The organism is Mucilaginibacter ginkgonis (assembly GCF_009754905.2).
In the GTDB taxonomy this organism is placed as follows: Bacteria; Bacteroidota; Bacteroidia; order Sphingobacteriales; family Sphingobacteriaceae; genus Mucilaginibacter; species Mucilaginibacter ginkgonis.
On the sequence record NZ_CP066775.1, the window covers coordinates 1,458,525 to 1,482,797 of the forward strand.

The following is a 24,273-nucleotide window of genomic DNA, read 5'->3' on the forward strand; positions in this document are numbered from 1 at the left end:
CAACATACTAACCTGACTATGGCGATGCCTGAAAATACATCAAACAATAAACTGCATGTGATTAAGATTGGCGGCAACGTCATCGATAATTCTGAAAATCTGTATCATTTCTTAAAAAGCTTCACCGCTATTGAGGGACACAAAATATTGGTTCACGGCGGCGGCAAAGTGGCTACGCAGCTTTCTGATACGCTGGGCATCGAATCGAAATTGGTTGATGGCCGCCGGATTACAGACATCGAAACCCTACGTGTGGTAACCATGGTCTACGGCGGGTTGATCAGCAAGAACATTACGGCTCAATTGCAGCGTTTTGGCACAAATGCTATCGGCTTGACTGGCGCAGATGGCAATTTTATAAAAGCCGTAAAGCGTCCTGTAAAATCCATTGATTATGGATTTGTAGGTGATATAACCAAGGATTCTGTTAATGCTGAAGATATTAGTAAATTAATGCAAGCGGGTTTTTCACCCGTGTTTGCAGCCATTACGCACGACGGCGATGGACAATTACTGAACACCAATGCGGATACTATTGCCTCTGCTCTTGCTGTAGCCTTATCAGATATATACGAAACCACGCTGATTTATTGTTTCGAAAGGAAGGGCGTGTTGCAGGATATTGATGATGAGGATTCGCTTATCCGCGAGATAGATCCGCAGCGGTATGAAGAGCTAAAAGAGCAGCAGATCATTCACAGCGGCATGTTGCCAAAGCTAGACAACGCCTTCAAAGCCATTTCGTGCGGCGTTAAATCTGTTATTATCGGCCATGCAGAAGATTTAGGTAACATAGGCGACAGCAAACCATTTGGAACAAGGTTGAGTAAAAAGCAGTAATTATGAAAACAAAACGTGTAACAATTTTAGGCAGCGGTAACATCGGGCTTTCGTTGGCTAAAGGGTTAGTTAAAGCGGGTATATATCAGCCTGATAATATTACTTTGACGCGCCGAAACGTTAAGGCATTACAATCTTACGCTAATGACGGTTATAATATCACGAACGATAACGCCGCTGCTGTCGCTAACAGTGACATTGTAGTGATCGCGGTTTTGCCTCAGCAACTAAACGGCCTGCTAGATAATATAAAGTTATCTTTAAAAGCAAGTGAACATTTAATCATCTCTGTCGTTTCCGGTGTAAGTTGCGCAGACATTTGCAGCCATTTGGGTTTTGATGTACAGATTGTAAGGGCAATGCCAAATACGGCTATCGCTATCGGCCACTCTATGACCTGCATTGCAAGCGGCAATGCCTCGAACGAAAATGTCACATTAGTAAAAAGCTTGTTCGACACAGTTGGTGTAAGCATAGTTATTAACGAAGAACTGATGACGTCTGCTACTGCCTTGTGCGCTTGCGGTATCGCTTTTTTCCTGCGTTCTATACGTGCGGCTTCACAAGGCGGCACAGAAATTGGCTTCCATGCGCATGACGCGCTAAAGATGGCTGCACAAACAGCTAAGGGGGCGGCAAACTTGCTGCTTCAATTAGCATCTCACCCCGAGCAGGAAATAGACAAAGTGACTTCACCAAAGGGTTGCACTATTGCCGGGCTAAATGAAATGGAGCATAATGGCTTTAGTTCAGCATTGATCAAGGGCATTAAAACATCTGCAGAAAAAGCCGGCGCGCTCTATAAGAGCGAATAAAATTGTCTGTAACATTTTTATAACTGCCTTTGCCAAAGCGCATTTATTTCGATATTTAAAGTTCCATAAATCGGAATAACATGCGCAAACTTTTACTTCTTATCCCATTTGCCGTTACTGTTTTGGCGGCTAACGCACAGCAGGCAAAAAAACCTATTGATCATTCTGTTTATGACAGTTGGCAATCTGTCGCGAATGATCGTATCAGCAATGATGGTAAATGGATAACATATGTGATTAAGCCGCAGGAAGGTGACGCCAGCCTGGTAATCACTAATCCGCAAGGCGCTAATAAATTCAGTGTACCCCGCGCTGATACAGCTCGCTTTACAGGTGATTCTAAATATGCGGTGTTCCTGATTCGCCCATTTTTCAAGGATATCCGCATGGCTAAGATCAAGAAGAAAAAGGCCGACGATATGCCAAAAGATACGCTGGGTTATACCACGCTTGGCAGTGGTAAAGTAACTAAAGTTCCGGCCGTACGCTCGTTTAAAATGGCCGAGCAGGCGCCTGTCATTGCTTACCTTGCTCCTTCTGACACGGTAAAAAAACCTGCCGTGAACGACACTTCAAAAAAAGCGGTAGCGACAACAGTTGCTCCGCCTACCCGCGAAGGGTCAAACCTTACCGTGTTAGAACTGCTTAGCGGAAAGCAACGAACTTTTAAATATGTAACCGAGTATCAATTGAGCAAAAACGGCAAACTGCTGGCGTTTGCTACTACTGCGCCCCGCCGCAGCAAGGATAAAGACGTTAAATCGGCAATGTATATCTACGACATTGAAAAAGGGCTTTTAAAAGACATTAGCAATGGACGGGGCAATTATAAAAATTTGGCTTTTGATGACGCCGGCAAACAGTTTGCTTTCACCGCCGAGAAAAATCCCGAAAAGGCGCAGGTAAAACCTTTTAAATTGTACTACTACAACATTGGCACCGATAGCGCAAAAGTAATTGCGGCACCGGGCTCCGCAGGTATGCCTGCAAAATGGGCAGTGAGTGGCGACGGTCGTGTGTACTTTAGTAAAGCCGGAAATAATTTATTTTTCGGCACCGCGCCTATCCCCAAGCCAGCTGACACCACTATCGTAGATTTCGAAGTGGCTAAAGTTGACATTTGGAATTATAAAGATGATTACCTGCAGCCACAGCAACTCAAAAATCTGCAGCGCGAACTACGCAGAAATTATCTTGCGGTGATCCATCCACAGGAAAGTGACAAGCTGATACAACTAGGCACTAAAGGCATTGCGGATATTTCTGTGGCTGCTAATAATGATGCACGCTACGTATTAGCCACGACGGATACCGGCGCGCGTGTACAAGCCCAGTGGGAAGGCGGCGGCCGTTCAATTGCCTGGCTTATTGATCTTAAAACCGGCGAACGGAAACAAATTACAGACCGTACCAAGGCACGTTACCAAATATCTCCGGGCGGAAACTACGTGATCTGGTTTGACGCCGCACAGCAAAACTGGTTTACCTACAACATTGTGAATGGTAAGAAAACAAACATCAGCGCAGGTATTGGCACTAAAATGGGCGATGAAGAGAACGATGTACCTGATGACCCTAACGCATATGGCATTGCAGGCTGGACAACAGGCGACAAAAACGTATTAGTTAACGACCGTTATGATATCTGGAGTGTTGACCCGGCAACAGGGGCCTCTACAGGATTTACAGGTGGCTACGGACGACGCAATAAACTGATATTCCGTTATGGTATGCAGGTAGAACGCGGCCCGGGTGCGAGTGAAGATGACCGTGCCATTGCCCTTAATAAACCGGTTTATCTGCTGGCGCAAAACGAAGAAAATAAACACTGGGGCTACTACCAACAAACATTTAACAGTAAAAGGGCACCGGAGCTTCTGGCAACCGGCGAAGTAAATTACAGTGATATACAAAAAGCCAAAAACGCCGATGTGTACATTTACACTAAACAAAGTTATACGCAGTCGCCCGATTTGTATGCTTCAACCAATTTACGGTCGGAGACAAAATTGAGCGCAATTAATCCACAGCAAGCGGGTTATAACTGGGGAACCGCAGAACTGGTTGGCTGGACAACGCCTCAAGGCCATACTTCAAAGGGTATTTTGTATAAGCCTGAAAACTTCGATCCGACTAAGAAATACCCTATGCTGGTATATTTTTACGAAACACTTTCAGAAGGTTTATACAGCTATGTACCGCCGGGGCCTACCCCATCGCGTTTGCCGATTTCTTATTTCGTAAGTAACGGCTACCTGGTGTTTGCGCCCGACATCCATTATACTACCGGGCATCCGGGGGCATCTGCAGTTGAATACATAAACTCAGGTGTAGAAGCATTGAAGAAAAATTCATGGGTGGATGGTGCCCATGTAGGTATACAAGGCCAAAGCTGGGGTGGTTACCAGGTAGCTTTCCTTATCACGCAGACTGACATGTATGCTGCTGCATGGGCCGGTGCACCGGTAGCAAACATGACCTCTGCATATGGTGGCATACGATGGGAAACAGGTGTTAACCGCCAGTTCCAATATGAAAAAACACAAAGCCGTATTGGTACAGACCTTTGGAGTAACCCGCAATTGTATATCGAAAATTCTCCGTTATTTCAGTTGCCGAAGGTGCACACACCGGTTGTGATCATGAGTAATGATGCTGACGGCGCTGTGCCATGGTATCAAGGTATTGAAATGTTTACCGCGCTGCGCCGCTTGAGTAAGCCGGTTTGGCTGCTTCAATATAATGATGAGGCACACAACTTAGTGAAACGCCAAAATCGCAAGGACATATCTATCCGCGAAGCGCAATACTTCGACCACTTTTTAAAAGGCGCGCCAATGCCTGAGTGGCTTGAACGCGGCGTACCTGCAGTGGACAAAGGCAAGAATTGGGGCTTTAGCACCATCAAACAAACAGAAGATAATTAAAATCCAAAGGCTCTCAGAAATGAGGGCCTTTTTATTGCTTCTTTAACTTGTAACTGTAAACCGCGTAGGTATTAACGGTTTTGGTTAAAAATAAGCTGTCATCTTTGACAACCGCATCATAAGTACCATTGAGCACGATGTTACCATCGAAATTAGCTGTATGCACAAGGGAATCCGTAAAGACAATTTGTTGGCCCGGTATGTCAAAACGCCCGCGTGCTGCCGCTCCGAAACTAGTGGACGGCGACGTGCAGGTATAGGCGCGGTTTTTCATAATTAGGGTAACATTACCTGTCAGTGGCACATAATTGACAGCAGGGTTTCTATTGCTGTATAAAAAAGTTCCTGTGTAGGTGCCGTCTGTGATCGAGGCATTGACCTTAACATCTTCTTTTTTACAGGCTACGAAGCCGGCGATGAGCATAAATAAATACAACTTCTTCATTTGATAAGCTTTTACACCTTTACGCTGTTAAACACAGAATTGCTACAAAGGATTAAAAATTTATCAGCTGCCTTTTTCTATGGCAAGTTTCATGAAGGCGATAACTTCGTCGTTGATGTCATCAATGCTGTATATCCGCAAGTGATGATTGTACTGTTTATTATCATCAGGCACTTTGGATATCTTTTGAAAACAGAGGTTATTTTCATGTGGTTGTTCAAATGGGAAAACTACGTGCAGGAAGTTTTTGCCAAACTGCGTGATCCACGCAACACGTTTTCTTGATGTTGCGATACCGATCATAGTCTTCGCAGGGATTATTTCAATGGCGGGTGAGACACTTTTAAACGCGTTTGTAAACGCATTGTACAAATTAACGGTGATGTCAGATTTTTCTCTTAAAAAATCATCAACATGATAAACCGTAGCATGGTGTTTCTGAGCCATTGGTGTAAATTTACTAATTTACGCGCTCCGATGGCTATCGGCATAAACATCTTCTCATGGCTGTACAAACAAAGGCAATAGTTAGAGACGCTATATCAATAATACTGGGCATCTTAAGCGCATGCCTGGGTTTAAAGGGTTTCTTGTTATCCAGTAAGTTTATAGACGGTGGTGTTACAGGTATATCTATGCTGTTGTCAGATATCACAGACCTGCCAATAGCCATACTTATCTTTGTAATTAACATGCCTTTTCTTTACCTCGGTTACAAACGTCTGGGAAAAACTTTTGCTATAAAAAGTGCATTGGCTATTGCAGGCTTGTCGCTTTGTCTTGCCTTTTTAAAGATGCCTGATATTACACCGGATAAACTACTTACCGCAGTTTTTGGTGGTTTCTTCATCGGCGTTGGCATCGGTTTGGCTATGCGCGGCGGGGCCGTTTTAGATGGAACAGAGATAGCTGCAATGGTAGTCAGCAAAAAGATTGAACTGTTTAGCGTAAGTGATATTATATTAATGCTCAACGTCGTAATATTCTCGGCAGCCGCGTTTTTCCTTGGAATAGAATCAGCATTGTATTCGATACTCACCTACCTGGCTGCCTCTAAGATGATAGATTTTCTGCTGAACGGCTTTGAGCAATTTACCGGCATTACCATCGTATCTACAAACAGCAATGCCATACGCGAAGCGATCACAAAACAATTGGGGCGCGGCGTAACTATTTACCAGGGTAAAAGCGGATACGGTAAAGATGGCCAGATCAATGATCCGCGCGACATTATCTTCACTGTTGCAACAAGGTTAGAAATACCATCAATAAAACAAGTGATCCTAAAAATCGACCCAAAGGCATTCATTGTACAGCAAAGTATTGATGACACCAGCGGCGGATTGTTGACAAGAAAGGGATTGCATTAGGGCACTATCGCAAGAAACGGGTTTCGTGTCATCAGAATAAATCATAACATTGCCCATAACCTTACTTCTGTCGCCATGAAGAATAATTTTCTTATCTACCTGTTTTATTTCATTCTTGTACTCACCTGGGGAAGTTCTTTTATTCTGATGAAATACGGTCTGCAATTTTTCACTCCGCCCCAGGTAGCCACTATAAGGCAGGTATCCGCACTTGTGGTACTCGGCGGATTAGCGATATTTAACGTAAGAAAGATTCCTGTTAAAAAATTGAAGTACGTAGTACTGTCAGGATTGCTGAGCATGTTTATTCCCGCATACCTGTTTTGTTATGCTGAGTCGGGGTTGAGCAGCGCGATAGCGGGTGTCCTTAATGCGCTCACGCCTGCATTTACGGTCATCATCAGCATCATGTTTTATAAACAAGCTGTTCAACGTGGTCAGATCATTGGGATGATCATAGGGTTTGCCGGCGTGTTGCTACTTATACTTTTTACCGCAAGCGGAAGCGTATCGCTCAACCATTTTGCATTTTTTGCCATAGCGGCAACTGTTTGTTATGGGATAAACATCAATATGGTAAAGGTTCATTTGCATGACGTAAATCCAATCCATACCACAACAGTAGCTGTAGCGTCAGCAGGAATTGTGGCTATCATTTATCTGTTTTTATCTAGCGGTATCCCGCACTTGTATATCAACGATGCCAACAAAATACCTTTATTGGCATCCGTCACATTAGGCGTATTCGGCACCGCGATAGCTCAACTGCTATTTTATCAACTTATTAAAAAAGCATCTGCTTTATTTGCCAGCACTATAACTTACGCGCTACCCATTGTAGCTATTTTCTGGGGTGTCTTAGATGGCGAGGATCTGGGAATTTGGCATTACGCCGGCATGGTGCTAATAATCATAGGGATTCTCATTATAAGGCAACCAAATTTTTTTGAGAAGAAAGTGAAAAAAGTGGTGTAAATAAAAAGCCTTTCCGTTTTGCAGAAAGGCTTTCCATACATAGATCAATTTGCTGTTATACCAGGTTTGCTTTGATATAAGATATGCTCTTGGTTATGCTGTCATAAGGGTCGCCAGGGCAGATGTCTTGCTCAACGAAGAAGTATTTTAACCCGGCTTTATCGGCATGCCTAAATATATTCTTAAAGTTGATAGAACCGTTACCTACCTCGGTAAACCTCTTTTGTGGGGTCGTATCCATATCTTTCACATGGAACAGTGGGAAACGGCCCGGATGCTTGTCTATCAAGGCAATCGGATCTTGCTCTGCTTTGGTCACCCAATACAAGTCCATCTCCATCTTTAAGAGATTTTTATCGGTGTTGTTTAACAATATCTCATACGGATATTGACCGTTTTCTTGTTTAAATTCAAAATCGTGATTGTGATAGCACAATTGTATGCCGTTCTTCTTGCAACGTTCGCCGGCTTTATTCAAAGCTTCGGCTGTACGTTTGTAGTGTTCAAGATCGCCACGTTCAGGTAGCGATAAATAAGCACAAACCATGTACTTGATACCAACTGCAGAGGCATCATCAACTGCACGGTCCCAATCATTTAGGATAGTTCCTTTTTGGCTGCTACCATTCATTTGCTCTTCACCTAAACGGTAATGCGCACTTGGCATGATCAAACCGTTTTGTTTTAATGCTTTAGCAAAAGTTGCCGGGTCCATTCCATAAAACCTCTCATCGCCGGTATAGGTTGCGCCTTCCACAGAGTTATAGCCTATTTGCGCCACACGTGCAAGTGTTGCATTAGGGTCTTTAGACATGTGGTCGCGCACGGTATAAAGCTGCAGGCCGATGTATTTTTTATCGTAAGCAAAAAGGTTTGGACCAACCATAAGGCCGGCAGAAATCACGGCCGAGGTCTTCAAAAACGAACGTCTTGTAGTCATAATGGGTTTAATTGGTGTTATGGTAAAACTACCATAATATTTATTGAATAAAAGACTTGTAACATCAATTTTAGTTTAACCGCAATTAAATTTATCGGGTGCAAACAAACTTTAGCGCTAACCATTATTTTATTGAAAACAATTTGAGCAATTGTTTTTATTATCATATTTGAACAACCTCATAAACCAACCTACTTAAAAGAACGCAAAATGCAGGAATTAGACGCTCCCGTACGTGACAAAGTTAACTCATGGCTTAATGGCAGCTACGATGCCGACGTTAAACAGCAGATACAAAAAATGCTGGACGACCAAGCTTTTACCGAACTGACAGATTCATTTTACCGCGACCTTGAATTTGGTACAGGCGGTTTGCGCGGCACAATGGGCCCGGGAAGTAACCGTATAAACAAATATACTATTGGCTCTGCTACACAAGGCCTCGCAAACTACCTGAAAAAGAAATATCCGGGTGAAAAGATCAGTGTAGCGATAGCTCACGATAGCCGTAATAATTCTGACGTGTTTGCAAATATCACCGCCGAAGTGTTCTCTGCAAACGATATACATGTTTACTTTTTTAAAGCCCTGCGCCCTACACCTGAACTTTCATTTGCAGTTCGCCATTTTGGTTGCAAAAGCGGTGTAATGCTCACCGCTTCGCATAACCCAAAAGAATACAATGGCTATAAAGCCTACGGCGCCGATGGCGGTCAGTTTGTGTTCCCCGAAGATCAGGCAGTAATGGATGAGGTTGCAGCGATCAAAAGCGTAGATGAAATAAAATTTGACCGCGTAGATGCCAACATTGAGCTAATTGGTGAAGAGATAGACCGGCTTTACCTCGATGGCATTACTAAACTGTCGATATCGAAAGATGCCATCGCGCGTCAGAAAGATTTGAAGATTGTTTACTCTCCCATACACGGTACCGGTATTACCCTGGTGCCGAAAGCCTTGGAGATGTTCGGCTTCGAGAATGTGATCCTGGTTAATGAGCAAACCACACCTGATGGCAACTTTCCTACGGTCGTTTATCCAAACCCTGAAGAAAAAGAAGCGCTAACCCTGGCCTTGAAAAAAGCTGCTGAAGTTGATGCTGATCTTGTGTTGGCCACCGACCCTGATGCTGACCGTGTTGGCATTGCCGTTAAGAACAGTGATGGTGAGTTCATCTTGCTTAACGGTAACCAGACCGGTAGTATGCTTATCAATTATTTATTAAGCGCCTGGGAAGACGCCGGCAAGCTTGACGGTAAACAATACATTGTTAAAACCATTGTAACCTCTAATTTAATAGAGGCTATCGCAAGGGCTAAGAATGTAAAATACTTCAACACACTTACCGGCTTTAAGTATATTGGTGAGTTGATGACACAACTGCAAGGCAAAGAAACCTTTATAGGCGGCGGTGAAGAAAGTTACGGTTACCTGGTTGGCGAATTGGTGCGCGATAAAGACGCGGTAGTGTCTAGCGCGTTCATTGCCGAGATGACCGCATACTATAAAGATAAAGGCAGCAGCTTGTTTGAGGCATTGCTTGATACCTACGTGCAATATGGCTTCTATAAAGAAAAGCTGATATCGATTACGAAAAAAGGTAAAACAGGTGCCGAAGATATCAAAGCATTGATGGAGAAATTCCGCAGCAACCCTCCTGCGACTTTAGGCGGCTCGAAAGTTGTTTCGTTAAAGGATTATGAGAAAGGTACGGAAACCGACTTAGCAGCAAACCAGACCAGCAAGCTGGATTTTCCAAAATCAGACGTACTGCAATTTATCACAGAAGATGGCAGCATCATTTCTGCAAGACCTTCTGGTACAGAACCTAAGATCAAATTCTATTGCAGCGTAAACGGCAAGCTTAATAATAAAGACGAATATAAAGCAACGGATAACGCGCTTGAAGCAAAGATCGATAAGATCATCCAGGATTTGGGAGTATAAAAATTTTAGAGCCGCGATATGCGGCTCATTTTGTTTACCCATTATCCGCAAAGCCCGGATACAAAGTCATACCGCCATCGCTAAAGATAGTAGTGCCGGTAATGTAATCAGACTCGTCAGATGCGAGCCAAACGGCAAGGTTACCTATGTCAGCCGGTTGACCGATGCGCCCATAAGGAATTAAGGTTAAGAGTTTCTCTAAAGCTTTGGGTGTATCCCACGCGTCTTTGTTTATAGGTGTTTGTATAGCGCCCGGACCTATAGAATTTACCCTGATCTTGTGAGGCGCTAATTCCTGCGCCATGCTTTTCATCATCATCATAATGCCGCCTTTGCTTGTGGCATAATTAACATGGCCGGCCCATGGAATAACCTCGTGCACACTGCTCATACAGATGATCTTCCCCGCAGCTTTACTCACACCTTCTACCACTCCCCTGCGGATAAATTCTTTTGCTGCCTCACGCGCGCATAAAAACTGACCTGTAAGATTAATGCCAATGACGGTGTTCCACTGCTCCAACGTCATATCTAGAAACCTTGCGTCTTTTTGCAGTCCGGCATTATTTACCAGTATATCAATGGTGCCGTACTTTTCAAACATGAATTTAAACATGTCCTGCACGTCGCCTTCATGGCTAACATCCGTACCATGGGCATAAGCCTCTCCGCCTATATCGGTAATTTCCTTAATTACTTCGGTTGCAGCATCATGATTATGAGCATAATTTACTACAACCTTCGCGCCTGCCCTAGCCAGCGCTAAAGCCACGCCTTTACCTATACCACTGTCACCGCCGGTTACCAGCGCTGCTTGACCTTTGAGAATTTGATTGTCCATTGTCATTATGTCTACCTAAGCAATAAAAGTGAGGCAGATATGTTTGGACGGGCGTAAAAATTAATTGAGTGCTTTTATGTATTCAAGAAATAAGAAAAGTGCTTTCTTTCTGTCCTCGGTAAGCGGATACTGTATCTTGTTGATGAGGTAATCCTTGATATCGAAATCATCGCGCATTGGCAATTCTTTAAAGAGATCTGCCCTATGATCGAGACCATATTTTAGTGAAATATTGAGTTCATCAATAAATATGTCAGGAATGGGCTTGTTAGCTATCCACGCCGCGAATGTAAATGGTAAGCCGGTCAGCCTTTTCCATTCTTCGGCCAAGTCATACACGAAGGGGTATTTGTCTCTTTTGCCAAATGTGCGGTCGCCTATTTGTACAAACGCTGTTTGCTCATCTTTAGATACGCTGTAATCGTCGGCGTTTACCAATTGCAGTGGCGATATTCCCCAATGGTTTTTAAGAAGTACACGAGCCAGGTAGTTAGATGACCGTGACTGTGGGTCCATCTGAAGGTATTTAACCTTGCTAATGTCACAGTTACTGAATATGAAAACCGAGTCTACGGCGCCGTCTGCGCCGATGCAATAGTCAGAAACGATATGCCACTCAGGTAAATCCAGTGTGGCAGCAACAGGTATAAGACCTATATCAACCCGGTTGTCAATTAACTTTTGTGCACAGTCTGATGGGTTATCAAGGCTGAGGTCTATTTTATCAAGAATTGCAGTATGCTGCAATCCGTATAGAAACGGCTTAGTGTTAGTATAGCTAACTGCCGATATTTTTATCTTATCCAACTAAAAATGTTTTAAATGAACATCACTGTTAAAGTCAACAATCTTAAACTGCTGGCTGTCATAGCTTATCTTATATAAAATGAGGTTTTGGTGTGGAAACATTTCCATTTTGCTCAGTGGCTTGCCTGTTAACAGGCAAAGCAACAGTCTAAGCGCCCGGCCATGCATACATATCAAAACCGTTTTTTCTTCTGGATGGCTTAAAATGATGTCCAAAGCTTTTAACTGCCGTTCTTTAACTTCATTCGGGCTTTCTCCGTTTTCAATTTTTGCATCTAAACGACCACCAGTCCAGTCGCGCATCAATTGCAAAAACGTCGCTTTAGTATCAGGGGAACTAGGCTTACCTTCCATTATGCCCCACGCTAATTCGTCCAATCCGCTTAGCTTCTCAAAAGAGATTCCCAGATCGATAAAAGGCTGAACGCTTTGTTGCGTGCGTTTTAGTGTTGATACATATATCTTGTCGAAAGGGATGTGTTTATAAGCATTAAAGAACTGACCTGCCTGCTTACGGCCTTCATTGTTAAGGTCGGAATCAATTCCCCGACCTTGTACTATCCCCTGCTTGTTTAGGTCTGTCTGCCCGTGGCGGACAATGTAGAGCAGTTTATCCGGCATCAGTTAACAACAGGTAACCTGTAAAATTGAGGTTTAACTTCTTCGGGAAATTCGTAATTGGTAAAGTCCGTAACTATGTTGTAAAGCGTATCGCGTTCAATGGCTACACGACCGGCATTTTTTATCAGGTATACCAGTTCTTTGGTACTCATTGCAGGTTTTTGCTCTTCCGCACCGGCCATAGAATAGATTTTGGTGGTATCATCCAGTGTGCCATCAATGTCATCAACACCGAAATTTAGCGATAGCTGCGCCGTTGTCCGGCTGATCATCGCCCAATACGCTTTAATATGATCAAAATTATCAAGGTAAATACGCGCGATAGCATAATTACGCAAGTCTTCAGTTACTGTCGACTCAGGAACGTTAGACATCTGGTTATCCTGGTTACGGAATTTCAATGGGATAAACGTTTGAAAACCACCGGTTTCGTCCTGCAGCTGACGAAGTCGCTCCATATGGCCAACACGGTGCTTAAATTCTTCAATGTGGCCGTACAACATAGTCGCGTTAGAGCGCATGCCTAACTTTTGCCACTGGCGATGAATATCTAGCCACTGGTCAGCTGTGCATTTATCTTTGGCAATCTGTTCGCGTATTTCCGGATGGAAAATTTCTGCTCCGCCGCCCGGCATACTTTCCAGTCCGGCAGCCTTCATCATAGCCATACCGGTGGCGTAATCAACCTTAGCCTTTTTGAAAATATAGTGATACTCTACCGGGGTGAGTGCTTTAACATGCAAATCGGGGCGATGCTCTTTTATCCGCGTAAATAATTCGCTGTAAAACGGCAGGTCATACTGTGGCAATACACCACCTACTATGTGCACTTCTGTTACGGGTTCATTATCATATTTTTTGACAATGTCCAGCATCTCGTCCATAGTATATTCCCACCCTTGAGAACGCTCTTTTATCAGGCGGGAATACGAACAAAACTTACAATCATATACACAAAGATTGGTTGGTTCTATATGGAAATTGCGGTTAAAATAGGTGTTGTTGCCATGTCGTTTTTCGCGTATGTAGTTTGCTAAAATACCGAGGTAACCCAATTCACCTTTCTCATATAACAATACACCTTCTTCAAATGAAATGCGCTCACTCCTGGATACCTTTGCAGCAATTTGCCTTAGGTCTTTGGCTAAGCGGGTATCATTAAGCAGTAGTTGTAATTGTTGTTCAGCGTGCATCAAAATCGCTTTGGATGGTACAAAAATAGCAATAATTGACGCGTTTGATTATCAATTTTATGTAACAAAAAGTTTGTACCGCCTGTCGACTTAATTTTAAATTCTTCTTTACTTTTGAACCATGCACAAAGAAACCATAGCCATACATGCGGGCAACCATACCGACGAAGGATCGCACGCGGTTATACAGCCCATTGTTATGTCAACCACTTTCGTTCGCGACGATGATGGTTCTACACCTAAGGGTTTTATTTATGGCAGGGCCGATAATCCAAATCGCGCGCAACTGGAAAAGGTGATTTGTGCGCTAGAAGGTGGTGCAGATGCGGCGGCATTTTCATCAGGCAATGCTGCGGGTATGACTATCTTTCAATCGCTAAAACCTGGTACACATATCATTGCTCCGGATGATATGTACCATGGTCTAAATAGCCAGCTAAAAGCCATGTTCAATGGTATTTTGGAGTTTGACTTTGTTGATTTGACAGATGCAAGCAAACTTGAGAGCTACATCAAACCAAATACAGGATTGCTCTGGATAGAGACGCCGTCTAATCCGCAGCTAAAAATTTCGGACATCAAAAGATTGACGCGAATTGCACACGAAAATAATATTAAAGTAGTGTGTGACAATACATTTGCATCACCTATCTGTCAATTGCCTTTAAGTTTAGGTGCTGACATTGTGATGTATTCAGCAACCAAATACTTTGGCGGTCATAGTGATATCACCGGTGGCGCATTGGTCACAGCAAAGAATGATGGTTGGTGGCAAAACATCCGCAATATTCAACAATTGGGTGGCGCCGTGCCGGCACCAATGGATTGTTATTTTTTAGTGAGAAGTATTAAGACATTGCCGTACCGTATGCGCGGACACGTTCACAACGCGCACTTGTTAGCCGAGTTTTTAGAGCAGCACCCAAAAGTTGAAAACGTAATGTACCCGGGGCTGCCTTCTCACCCGCAATATGAGTTGGCTAAAGAACAGATGCTAGCGTTTGGCGGCATGTTATCCTTCAACGTTAAGGGCGGCACAGAAAATGCCATAAAAGTGATACAAAGCGTGAGACTGTTTACCCGTGCAACCAGCCTGGGCGGAGTAGAAAGTTTGATAGAGCATCGCGCAGCCGTTGAGCCGCCTGATACTAAAACACCATGGAACTTACTGCGGGTGTCTGTAGGTCTCGAACATATAGATGACCTGATTGCCGATATAAGCCAGGCTTTAGATGAGATTTAAATGCCACGATTACGGTCTTTATGATCGTTAGGCTTTAACTCAGATTTGGTAACATCTCGCTCAAAATCTTGCTCGTCTTTTATATTACGCTGAATTAAAAGCACAATGAAAATGATAGCAGCTATGACAATAAGTATAGCTATCGGGTAATTTATTTGGGTGTCTATTTCAATGCTTTTTTATCTATGCAATAATTCTTCTTGCCAATTTTTGTTTGGCTAAGAAGATTAATCTTTTTGCAAGTTTCATTCATTTCTAAAGTGGTCCGAACGTAGACAAAAAATATTCTGCAAATTTTATTTGGATATTAAACTTTTTATCACATACCTTTGAAACATTATTTGGTAGCAATACCAGGATCAATCTCCAAATTGGTTTTTGATTTATAAAGAAGCGGCGAGAGAACAGGCTCTGACCCGCTGGCAACCCTTGACAACAAGAAGGTGCCAATTCCTGACCCGGCAAATAACACCGGGAAATATAAATGACAAAAATGGAAAAGCTAATTCACATCATCGGTCAATTTCTCAATCCTAAAAAGGATAACACTTTGGTTTTAATTCCCGTTAAAGCCCGCACTTGTATGTGCATTTGCTGTTGCTGCTGCTAATTAGCTAACACATTCCCTTTCAATTTTTCCCGGAACTGTGTGATGCCCTGCAAGGGGTGCGTCTCAATTTGTCTTAACTCAAATCTTTTAAAAATCTTAAAAATCTACGCAAAATGTCTGCAAACTTGAAATTCGAAACACTGCAATTACACGCGGGTCAGAGCCCCGATTCGGCAACTGGTTCACGCGCGGTACCAATTTATCAAACCACGTCTTATGTGTTTAAAAACGCCGAACATGGGGCTAACCTGTTCGCGCTTAAAGAATTCGGGAATATTTATACCCGTTTAATGAACCCAACAACAGATGTTTTTGAACAGCGCGTAGCCGCTCTTGAAGGTGGTGTGGCAGCTTTAGCAACCGGTTCGGGACAAGCAGCTCAGTTTATCGCGTTAAACAACATTTTACAAGCCGGAGATAACTTCGTTACCTCGCCATTTTTATATGGTGGTACTTACAATCAATTTAAAGTGGCCTTTAAACGCCTTGGTGTCGAAGTAAGGTTTGCTGCCGATGATTCTGCTGAAAACATCGAGCAGTTAATCGATGGCAACACCAAGGCTATTTATTTGGAAAGCATTGGCAATCCTGGCTTTAACATCCCTGATTTTGAGAAGGTTGCAGAAGTTGCCAAACGCCATGATATTCCATTGATAGTTGATAACACTTTTGGCGCGGCTGGTTACCTGGTAAAACCTTTGCAGCATGGAGCAAATGTTGTTGTCGAGTCGGCAACAAAATGGATAGGCGGCCACGGAACCAGCATTGGCGGCGTGATAGTAGATGGCGGCAACTACAATTGGGGCAACGGTAAATTCCCACAATTTACTGAGCCTGCCGAAGGCTACCATGGTTTAATATTCTCTGACGTATTTGGCGTAGGCAGTGATTTTGGTAACATCCAATATATCATTCGTGCCCGTGTAGAAGGTTTGCGCGATTTCGGTGCATCACTTTCGCCGTTCAATTCTTTCCTGTTACTTCAAGGCCTGGAAACATTGTCGCTGCGCGTGCAGCGCCATGTTGATAACGCCCTTGAATTGGCACAATGGTTAGAGCAGCAATCTATCGTATCTAAAGTAATTTATCCGGGCCTTACATCTTCACCTAACTACCAAAACGCAAAAAAGTACCTTAAAAACGGTTTTGGGGCGGTGCTTTCATTTGAACTAAATGGCGATAAGGAAAACGCCGGCAAAGTTATCGATGCACTGCAACTGGTAAGCCACCTCGCAAACGTGGGCGATGCCAAAACGCTGATCATTCAGCCTGCAGCAACCACGCATCAACAATTATCAGCCGAGGAGCAGCTATCTGCCGGGGTGACACCTACCCTGCTGCGCGTTTCTGTAGGCATTGAGCATATAGATGATATTAAGGCCGATTTTGAGCAAGCTTTTGCCAAAGTGAACGCCGGCGAACTTGAATTGGTGTAATTAGTTTTTTTATTGTTACTGCCTCTCCTCATGGTCAAGGTGAGGAGAGGTTTATTCTCTATGGACACACAAATTTATCAGCATGCAGAGCCGTTCATCTTAGAATCGGGCAAAAAGTTAAAAGGTTTGGAAATTGGTTACCACACCTACGGTACATTGAATACGCACCGGGACAACGTAGTGTGGGTTTGCCATGCGCTTACCGCCAATGCCGACGTTTTTGATTGGTGGAAAGGTTTATTCGGCGAAAATGACCTGTTTAACCCTGACGAACATTTTATAGTTTGCGCGAATATATTAGGGTCACCGTATGGCACAGATAACCCGCTAACTATCAATAACGAAACTTCAGAACCATACTACCTTAGCTTTCCTAAGTTTACGATACGTGATATTGTGCAAGCGCATCAATTACTAGCCGATAAGTTAGGTATCAACCAGATCAATATACTCATTGGGGGATCGTTAGGTGGGCAACAAGCATTAGAGTGGAGTATATTGGAACCTTCACGGATTAAAAACTTGGTACTGATAGCAACCAATGCCAAACATTCGCCCTGGGGCATAGCGTTCAATGAATCGCAGCGATTGGCTATTACTTCTGATCGCACCTTCTATGCTAATTCACCCGATGGTGGAGCAAAAGGTTTAAAGGCAGCACGCAGCTTCGCGCTTCTCTCTTATAGAAACTATAAAACATACGCAGTTACTCAACAGGAAGAAGAAGACAATAACTCAGACGGGTTCCGCGCTTCGTCATACCAGGGATACCAGGGCGAAAAATTGGTTAAACGCTTTAATGCTTATAGTTACTGGTATTTGACTAAAGCGATGGACTCTCACAATGTAGGCCGTAACCGCAAAGGTGTAGAGAAAGCCTTAAGCGCTATAACTGCTAAAACATTGGTCATCGGTATTAAAAGTGATTTATTATTTCCGATTGAAGAACAGCAGTATTTGTTTCAGCACATACCAAAAGCTGCCTTTGCAGAAGTTGATTCGTTTTACGGCCACGATGGCTTTTTAATTGAAACTGAAACTCTTACCAATATTATAACGTCTTTTTTTAAAGCGGATGTAAAGGGGAAAATCATAGATCTGCAGCAATCGGCCTAATATTTAAAATAAATTCAAAATATTGAAAACCGAGACTGTATCAACTACGTATATTGTACGATTGCCGTGTTTAGCTATTGCCGAGTTTACAAGGGGTCAGATAAGCAAAGCATTAAAATAGTATAGACGTTTCCGGTAATTTAAAGGGTTCCGCTTCTGCGGAACCCTTTGTCGTTAAGGCCCTCTGCCAACTCTCTATCCTATTCTTATATTTGTGACCAATAACCCGCTTCATAGTTAATGCTTAACAGTTTTAAGTTTCTGCTCAATAAATATGTAGTTACCGTTTTATGGTTTGGACTAAGTTTATTCGCGGTTATAAAGCAAGCCGCGGGGCATCAGATAAACAACTGGTTTATTTATAAATACGTTTTCATCAACCTTACCCACCACGAGAATTTATATACCCAGCAACCCGCCCATTTTTTTGACAGTAACCATTACGGACCTGTATTTGCATTGCTGATCGCCCCTTTCACCATCGTCCCGGATTTTGTTGGTGTTATCCTTTGGGTGATGTTCAACGCGTTAATGCTTTATATCGCGATAACGCAGCTGCCTCTAAAAGAAATCCTTAAAGTGCCAATCCTTCTGATTTGCGCGCATGAATTGATGACAGCATCGTTTAACGTGCAGTTTAATCCTACAATGACTGCGCTAATTATCATGAGCTATGTTTTTGTAAACCGCAAGCAAGACATCTGGGCTACGCTAATGATAGCCATTGGTATTTATATCAAACTTTACGGCATTGTAGGCCTTGCGTTCTTCTTCTTCTCTAAAGATAAACTCAAATTTATCTGGACTTTTCTTATGTGGATGGTGGTGCTATTTGTCGCGCCAATGCTCATCTCATCAAAAGACTTTGTGATTCAATGTTATCACGATTGGTATAACAGCCTCGCCCATAAGAACAACGAAAATACCGATTCGGTTATGCAGGATATTTCTGTAATGGGTATGATCCGGCGCATATTTGGCTTCCACAATTTGTCGAACGTGCTGGTCATCTTACCTGGTTTTGCGCTGCTGCTTATGGCTTATATCCGCACCAGGTTGTTTAATAACGTAAATTACCAATTACTACTGCTGTGTTCGGTGCTGCTGTTTACAGTTATTTTTAGTACCGGTTCCGAGTCGCCAACCTACATAATCGCCTTTACCGGTGTGGGTATTTGGTTTATGAACTTAAAACGGCCCGTAAGCGGATTTGAGATATTTTTGCTTGTCTTTGCGCTTATAATAACCAGTCTGTCACCCTCAGATCTGTTCCCTCAATCTGTCAATAGAAACTTCATAAGGCCGTACGCGTTAAAAGCCTTACCTTGCTTACTGATATGGTTAAAGATCATTCACGAAACCTTGACCCGAAAATTCAAACCGACAAATTCTACTGTTGCTGTCTGACATGAGAAAGAAGATATCTGTAATTATTCCTTCATTTAATGAGGCTGGCAATATAGAGGAATTGGCCCGCAGGCTTAGTGCAGTGCTGCAAACCATTAACTATGATTATGATGTAATATTTGTGGATGATGGCAGCAGCGACGGAACGCTTCAAAAGCTGCAAAACCTAAATGGCTTAGATAGCAACTTTTATTATCTTGAACTGTCGCGCAACTTTGGCCATCAGAATGCTTTAAAAGCAGGATATGATTTTGCCAACGGCGATGCCATCATTAGTATGGATGGTGATATGCAACATCCACCGGAAATGATCCCGCAGTTTATAGAGAAATGGGAAGAAGGTTTTGATGTGGTTTATACGCTTCGGGAATATCAGGATGAAACAACATATTTTAAGACTAAATCATCTGATCTGTTCTATAGTTTCATCAACTCGTTATCCGACACCAAACTTGAAAAGGGCACCGCAGATTTTCGCCTGATAGACCGTAAAGTGGCCAACGTGTTAAGCGAGCTCAATGAGAACGGGCTTTTTATGCGAGGACTTATTAAATGGTTAGGTTTTCGTCAATATGGCATCCGTTACACGGCAGATGCGCGTTTCTCAGGCAAAAGCAAATACACCTTAAAAAAGATGCTGCGTTTCGCTGTTGAAGGCGTGACTGCTTTTAGCGTACGACCGTTATACATCGCGACAGGCATTGGCTTATTCTTTTCTGCAGCTGCTATTTTGTATATTCCTTATATCCTCATCAGTTACTTTTCCGGGCATGTGGTATCGGGCTGGTCATCCTTATTGGCGACAGTGGTTTTCTTTGGCGGTGTACAATTAATGGTATTGGGTATTATTGGCACATACCTCGGTAAACTATTTATGCAGGCCAAGCAACGGCCAAATTATATAATCAGGTCGACCAACTTACCAGAAGTAAAAGATGATATTACTAAGCTTTGATATAGAAGAATTTGATATGCCGCTCGAGTACAACAGGCAAATCTCATTCGAAAAACAGTTGGACGTTTCTACCGAAGGCACTTACAAGATACTTAATATTTTAAAGAATCATTCCGTTAAGGCTACATTCTATTGCACAGCAAACTATGCTATGCACAAACCAGACGTGATCAACGCCATCTTAGAAGGTGGGCATGAAGTGGCATCACATGGTTATTATCATTCTGATTTTAAGCCTGAGCATTTGCTACAGTCAAAACTTAAACTCGAAGAGATTACCCAAAATCCAGTTATTGGTTACCGCATGGCGCGTATGATGCCTGTAGATGAGCGCGAGATAGAAAAAGCAGGCTACATATATAACTCTTCTATCAATCCGACGTGGCTGCCCGGCCGGTATAATAACTTTAGTAAACCACGCACGTGGTTTAAGTTCCATAATGTACTTCAATTACCATCGTCGGTTTCACCATTGGTCCGCTTTCCGTTGTTTTGGTTAAGCTTTCACAATCTGCCAATGGGTTTGCTTAAATTTTTATGCAAAACCACGCATAAAAAAGATGGCTACTTGAGCTTGTATTTTCATCCGTGGGAGTTTACAGATCTGGATAAACCTGATGAATACAATTTCCCAGGTTACGTGGTTAAAAACACCGGAGAGGCTTTTGTGAAACGTATTGATGACTTTATTGCCTGGGCAAAAAGCATGGTTTACGGATTTCAGCGCACTGATGATTTTGTTATGCAGTTGCGCAAATAATTTACCGCATGTCGAAGTTATTCCGACATCCGAAAGGCAAATTGTTGGCCAATCTCAAAAAGTCTTTAACTTATATCTGTTTGTTGATATCCCAAGACTCCAGATAGTCTGATACTTTTTTGATAAAAGCACCACCAAGAGAACCATCAACTACGCGGTGATCGTATGATAAAGACAGGAACATCATATGGCGAATGGCTATTACGTCACCTGATGGGGTTTCTACAACCGCCGGTTTCTTTTTAATAGCGCCTATTGCAAGGATAGCGACCTGTGGCTGATTGATGATTGGTGTACCCATCAGGTTACCGAAGGTGCCAACGTTGGTGATTGTAAAAGTACCATCTTGTATTTCCTCGGGCTTCAATTTATTTTTTCGAGCCCGGTCTGCCAAGTCATTTACTGCCTTGGCGAGGCCAACTAAGCTTAATTCGTCTGCCTTTTTAATAACCGGCACAATAAGATTACCGCTTGGCAGCGCTGTAGCCATACCTATATTAATGTTCTTCCGTTTGATGATGTTGTAACCATCAACAGATACATTGATCATTGGTAAAGCACGGATAGCGTAAGTAACTGCTTCGACAAATATTGGTGTAAACGTTAGTTTACTGTCTTCGCGTTGTTCAAAAACCTTTTTAGCCTTTTCACGCCATGCCACAAGATTTGTCACATCCACTTCTATAAATGAGGTAACATGCGGCGCACTATGCTTACTGTCAACCATGTGGTCGGCAATTAAACGGCGCATGCGGTTCATTTCTATGATCTCGTCCTCGCCGCCAACAGAGACCGCCTTTTTTTGCGGTACGTCGTCAGCTTTTGGAGCTGATGATGGCTGCTGAGCAGCTTCGTTTTGCGGATAAGCCCCCGGCATAATTATCTGCGGATAAAATACATACGGTGGCGGCTGTTGCTGATAAGCAGGTTGTTGCTGATATGTTTGCGGTTGTGATACTTGCGGTTGGCTCCTAACAGGCTGCTGCGCGGCGTTTGGCTCAGCAGCAGGTGCTTGTGTTTGTTGAACGGACTCAGGTTGCGGAGCGGGTGCTGATTCCTGCTGCGATCTTACTGCAGCAGGTGCTGATGCTTGTGGCGCAGACTGAGGAGTTTCGCTTACTTGTTGCTGAGGTGCAACCTTTTTGCTTTGCAGATAGTTAAGCAGGTCGTCTTTGGTGAGGCGGCCTTCAGAACCCGTACCCGGTATATTGGCGAGATCGTTTATGTCAATGCCTTCGCGGCTGGCAATACTTTTTACAAGCGGCGAATAAAATCTGCCGGACTTACTGCCGCCATTGCTATCTGCTTTGGCTGCTGCTTTATTTTGCAGCTGATCTATACCCGGTATTTGAGCCGACTTAACAGGCTCTGCTTGCGGAGCAGGTGCAGGAGAAGATACTATAGGTTGCGATGCCGGAGCTGATTGCTCTTGAACGGTCGGCGCAGCTACATGTGCTGGTTGCGCTGCAGGCGCGGTGGATTGAGCGGCACCGGTTTGTATAACGGCAAGCGGAGAGCCAACTTGTACTACATCATCTACCTTATACAATTGCTGGCTTAGTACCCCCGCCACAGGCGACGGAACTTCGGAGTCAACTTTATCCGTAGCGATCTCTAACACAGCCTCATCTGCCTCAATGGTATCGCCAGGGTTTTTCAGCCATCTTATCACGGTTGCTTCTGCAACACTCTCCCCCATTTTTGGCAATAACAATTGGTAGTCAGACATTGGTAACGATAGAATATTGATGGCTCAAAAATAAGGCTTTCCTTAATTTTTAATTAACATCCTGCAATAAAGTATTCAACATTCCGAGGGCCGCTATAGCAGTCCTTTCAATGTTTTGCAGGCGCTTAGAGCCGAATGTGAATTTCTTGACCACGGTTTTTCCACATTTTGCAACACCTATCCAGACAGTGCCTACGGGCTTATCGGGGAGGCCTCCACCAGGCCCGGCAATACCCGTAACGGCTATCGCATAGTCAGATTTAAAGTTCAGCAACGCACCCTCCACCATCTCGGTAACGGTTTGTTCACTTACTGCACCGTGCTGCCAAAGCGTTTCATTTTTCACACCAAGCAAACTTTCTTTAAGCTCATAAGAATATGAAACTGCGCCGCCAAAAAATACTGCTGATGATCCAGGATGCCTGGTGAACAGATGGGATATGTATCCGCCTGTACAGCTTTCTGCAACAGATAAAGTTTGCCCGCGTTCGGTTAGTTGGTTTAGTATCGCTTTCTCCAGAGCTACATCATCTTCGGCAACAACAACGTTTTTCACCCGATCTACTATGAGTTTGTAATAGTCGCCGATTTCTTGTTCAAGCGTTCCCCCAGCATCCTCATAGCCGCTTAAACGTAATCTCACCTGGCCAAGTTTTGGCAGATAGGCAAGTTTGATATGTGCCGGCAGGCTGTCTTCGATATCCGCGATACGCTCTGCTAAAAAAGATTCACCCTCGCCAACGGTTAAGATGGTTCTATGAATAACTTTTGGAAGTTTAAAACGCTGTTCCAGTCTCGGGATAACAGTTTCATCCATCATATATTCCATTTCGAATGGAACACCCGGCATGGAGATATAAATTTTGCCCTCATGTTCAAACCACATGCCCGGGGCTGTACCGTTATTATTCGGGATCACCTCACAATTTTCGGGCACATGGGCTTGTTTAATATTCACGTCCAGCAATGGACGGTTGTATCTGGCGAAAATGCGTCTTACATTCTCGAGGGCGCCGTCGTCCTGTTTAAAACCAACATTAAAGTATTGCGCCAGTGTTTTTTTGGTGATGTCGTCCTTAGTCGGGCCAAGTCCACCAGTTATCAGAATGACATCCGCGCGTTTATGCGTCTCCGCCAAAGCGGTAAGAATGTGATCGGCATCATCAGAAACGGACGATATTTGCTTTACCCTTATACCCACCGAATTTAGGCGGGTGGCCATCCATGCCGAGTTGGTATCAACTATTTGCCCTATTAATATTTCGTCGCCAATGGTAATGATCTCTGCTAACATGT

The 24,273-nt window shown here is 43.4% G+C and carries 21 protein-coding genes and 1 riboswitch; of the genes, 12 read left to right on the plus strand and 9 right to left on the minus strand.

The window, feature by feature from the left end:
• Positions 1–18 precede the first annotated feature (18 nt).
• The 3 genes from argB to GO620_RS06820 all read left to right on the plus strand — a co-directional run bounded on the left by argB (position 19) and on the right by GO620_RS06820 (position 4,582).
• On the plus strand, positions 19–840 hold the full coding sequence (argB, locus tag GO620_RS06810) for an acetylglutamate kinase (RefSeq protein WP_244139472.1): 822 nt from the start codon (positions 19–21) through the stop codon (positions 838–840).
• Positions 841–842: 2 nt separating this feature from the next.
• Entirely contained in the window at positions 843–1,655 is an 813-nt protein-coding gene (gene proC, locus GO620_RS06815; protein ID WP_157523726.1) for a pyrroline-5-carboxylate reductase, read from the plus strand.
• Between the two features lie 80 nt (positions 1,656–1,735).
• Complete coding sequence (locus tag GO620_RS06820) at positions 1,736–4,582, plus strand: S9 family peptidase (RefSeq protein WP_157523727.1); 2,847 nt, start codon at positions 1,736–1,738, stop codon at positions 4,580–4,582.
• Positions 4,583–4,613: 31 nt separating this feature from the next.
• Here GO620_RS06820 and GO620_RS06825 read toward each other — a convergent pair whose 3' ends face one another.
• Together GO620_RS06825 and GO620_RS06830 are read right to left on the minus strand one after the other, a co-directional pair.
• Positions 4,614–5,027 (minus strand): hypothetical protein, encoded by a 414-nt coding sequence (locus GO620_RS06825; RefSeq protein WP_157523728.1) that lies wholly within the window; start codon positions 5,025–5,027, stop codon positions 4,614–4,616.
• 63 nt (positions 5,028–5,090) lie between these two features.
• Positions 5,091–5,474: a DUF5655 domain-containing protein gene (locus tag GO620_RS06830; RefSeq protein WP_157523729.1), complete on the minus strand. Its 384-nt coding sequence runs from the start codon at positions 5,472–5,474 to the stop codon at positions 5,091–5,093.
• Positions 5,475–5,530: 56 nt separating this feature from the next.
• On the opposite strand from GO620_RS06830, the gene GO620_RS06835 reads away from it, so the two are divergent.
• Together GO620_RS06835 and GO620_RS06840 are read left to right on the plus strand one after the other, a co-directional pair.
• On the plus strand, positions 5,531–6,397 hold the full coding sequence (locus tag GO620_RS06835; protein WP_157523730.1) for a YitT family protein: 867 nt from the start codon (positions 5,531–5,533) through the stop codon (positions 6,395–6,397).
• A 75-nt stretch (positions 6,398–6,472) separates the two neighbouring features.
• Positions 6,473–7,372 (plus strand): DMT family transporter, encoded by a 900-nt coding sequence (locus tag GO620_RS06840; protein ID WP_157523731.1) that lies wholly within the window; start codon positions 6,473–6,475, stop codon positions 7,370–7,372.
• A gap of 55 nt (positions 7,373–7,427) precedes the next feature.
• Here the strand turns inward: GO620_RS06840 and GO620_RS06845 are convergent, their stop codons facing one another.
• The gene (locus GO620_RS06845) at positions 7,428–8,312 is read right to left on the minus strand and encodes a TIM barrel protein (protein WP_157523732.1); all 885 of its coding nucleotides are present in this window, start codon (positions 8,310–8,312) and stop codon (positions 7,428–7,430) included.
• Between the two features lie 210 nt (positions 8,313–8,522).
• Between GO620_RS06845 and GO620_RS06850 the strand changes: the two genes are divergently transcribed.
• Positions 8,523–10,259, plus strand: a complete 1,737-nt coding sequence (locus tag GO620_RS06850) for a phospho-sugar mutase (protein ID WP_157523733.1) — start codon at positions 8,523–8,525, stop codon at positions 10,257–10,259.
• Between the two features lie 34 nt (positions 10,260–10,293).
• Here GO620_RS06850 and GO620_RS06855 read toward each other — a convergent pair whose 3' ends face one another.
• The 4 genes from GO620_RS06855 to mqnE are packed head-to-tail and all read right to left on the minus strand — an operon-like array spanning position 10,294 to position 13,721.
• Entirely contained in the window at positions 10,294–11,100 is an 807-nt protein-coding gene (locus GO620_RS06855; protein ID WP_198173516.1) for an SDR family oxidoreductase, read from the minus strand.
• Between the two features lie 60 nt (positions 11,101–11,160).
• A complete protein-coding gene (locus tag GO620_RS06860; protein ID WP_157523735.1) occupies positions 11,161–11,907 on the minus strand; it encodes a menaquinone biosynthetic enzyme MqnA/MqnD family protein in 747 nt (248 codons plus the stop codon).
• Positions 11,908–12,528 carry a histidine phosphatase family protein gene (locus GO620_RS06865; protein ID WP_157523736.1) on the minus strand — a complete coding sequence of 207 codons (621 nt, stop codon included), beginning with the start codon at positions 12,526–12,528 and terminating at the stop codon, positions 11,908–11,910.
• A complete protein-coding gene (gene mqnE, locus GO620_RS06870; protein WP_157523737.1) occupies positions 12,528–13,721 on the minus strand; it encodes an aminofutalosine synthase MqnE in 1,194 nt (397 codons plus the stop codon). Before mqnE ends, GO620_RS06865 begins: the two co-directional genes overlap by 1 nt.
• Before the next feature lie 121 nt (positions 13,722–13,842).
• Between mqnE and GO620_RS06875 the strand changes: the two genes are divergently transcribed.
• From GO620_RS06875 to GO620_RS06900, 6 genes are all read left to right on the plus strand, one after another.
• Entirely contained in the window at positions 13,843–14,964 is a 1,122-nt protein-coding gene (locus GO620_RS06875) for a trans-sulfuration enzyme family protein (RefSeq protein WP_157523738.1), read from the plus strand.
• Positions 14,965–15,344: 380 nt separating this feature from the next.
• A riboswitch (SAM riboswitch) is annotated at positions 15,345–15,451 on the plus strand.
• A gap of 236 nt (positions 15,452–15,687) precedes the next feature.
• Positions 15,688–17,010 (plus strand): O-acetylhomoserine aminocarboxypropyltransferase/cysteine synthase family protein, encoded by a 1,323-nt coding sequence (locus tag GO620_RS06880; RefSeq protein ID WP_157523739.1) that lies wholly within the window; start codon positions 15,688–15,690, stop codon positions 17,008–17,010.
• Positions 17,011–17,070: 60 nt separating this feature from the next.
• On the plus strand, positions 17,071–18,126 hold the full coding sequence (locus GO620_RS06885) for a homoserine O-acetyltransferase family protein (RefSeq protein ID WP_157523740.1): 1,056 nt from the start codon (positions 17,071–17,073) through the stop codon (positions 18,124–18,126).
• 240 nt (positions 18,127–18,366) lie between these two features.
• On the plus strand, positions 18,367–19,533 hold the full coding sequence (locus GO620_RS06890; RefSeq protein ID WP_157523741.1) for a glycosyltransferase family 87 protein: 1,167 nt from the start codon (positions 18,367–18,369) through the stop codon (positions 19,531–19,533).
• 1 nt (position 19,534) lies between these two features.
• Entirely contained in the window at positions 19,535–20,488 is a 954-nt protein-coding gene (locus GO620_RS06895) for a glycosyltransferase family 2 protein (RefSeq protein WP_157523742.1), read from the plus strand.
• A complete protein-coding gene (locus tag GO620_RS06900) occupies positions 20,469–21,248 on the plus strand; it encodes a polysaccharide deacetylase family protein (protein WP_157523743.1) in 780 nt (259 codons plus the stop codon). The genes GO620_RS06895 and GO620_RS06900 overlap by 20 nt, the downstream gene beginning before the upstream one ends.
• A 70-nt stretch (positions 21,249–21,318) precedes the next feature.
• Here the strand turns inward: GO620_RS06900 and GO620_RS06905 are convergent, their stop codons facing one another.
• Positions 21,319–22,977, minus strand: a complete 1,659-nt coding sequence (locus GO620_RS06905; protein ID WP_157523744.1) for a dihydrolipoamide acetyltransferase family protein — start codon at positions 22,975–22,977, stop codon at positions 21,319–21,321.
• A 49-nt stretch (positions 22,978–23,026) separates the two neighbouring features.
• Positions 23,027–24,271 (minus strand): competence/damage-inducible protein A, encoded by a 1,245-nt coding sequence (locus GO620_RS06910; protein ID WP_157523745.1) that lies wholly within the window; start codon positions 24,269–24,271, stop codon positions 23,027–23,029.
• Positions 24,272–24,273: the final 2 nt, after the last annotated feature.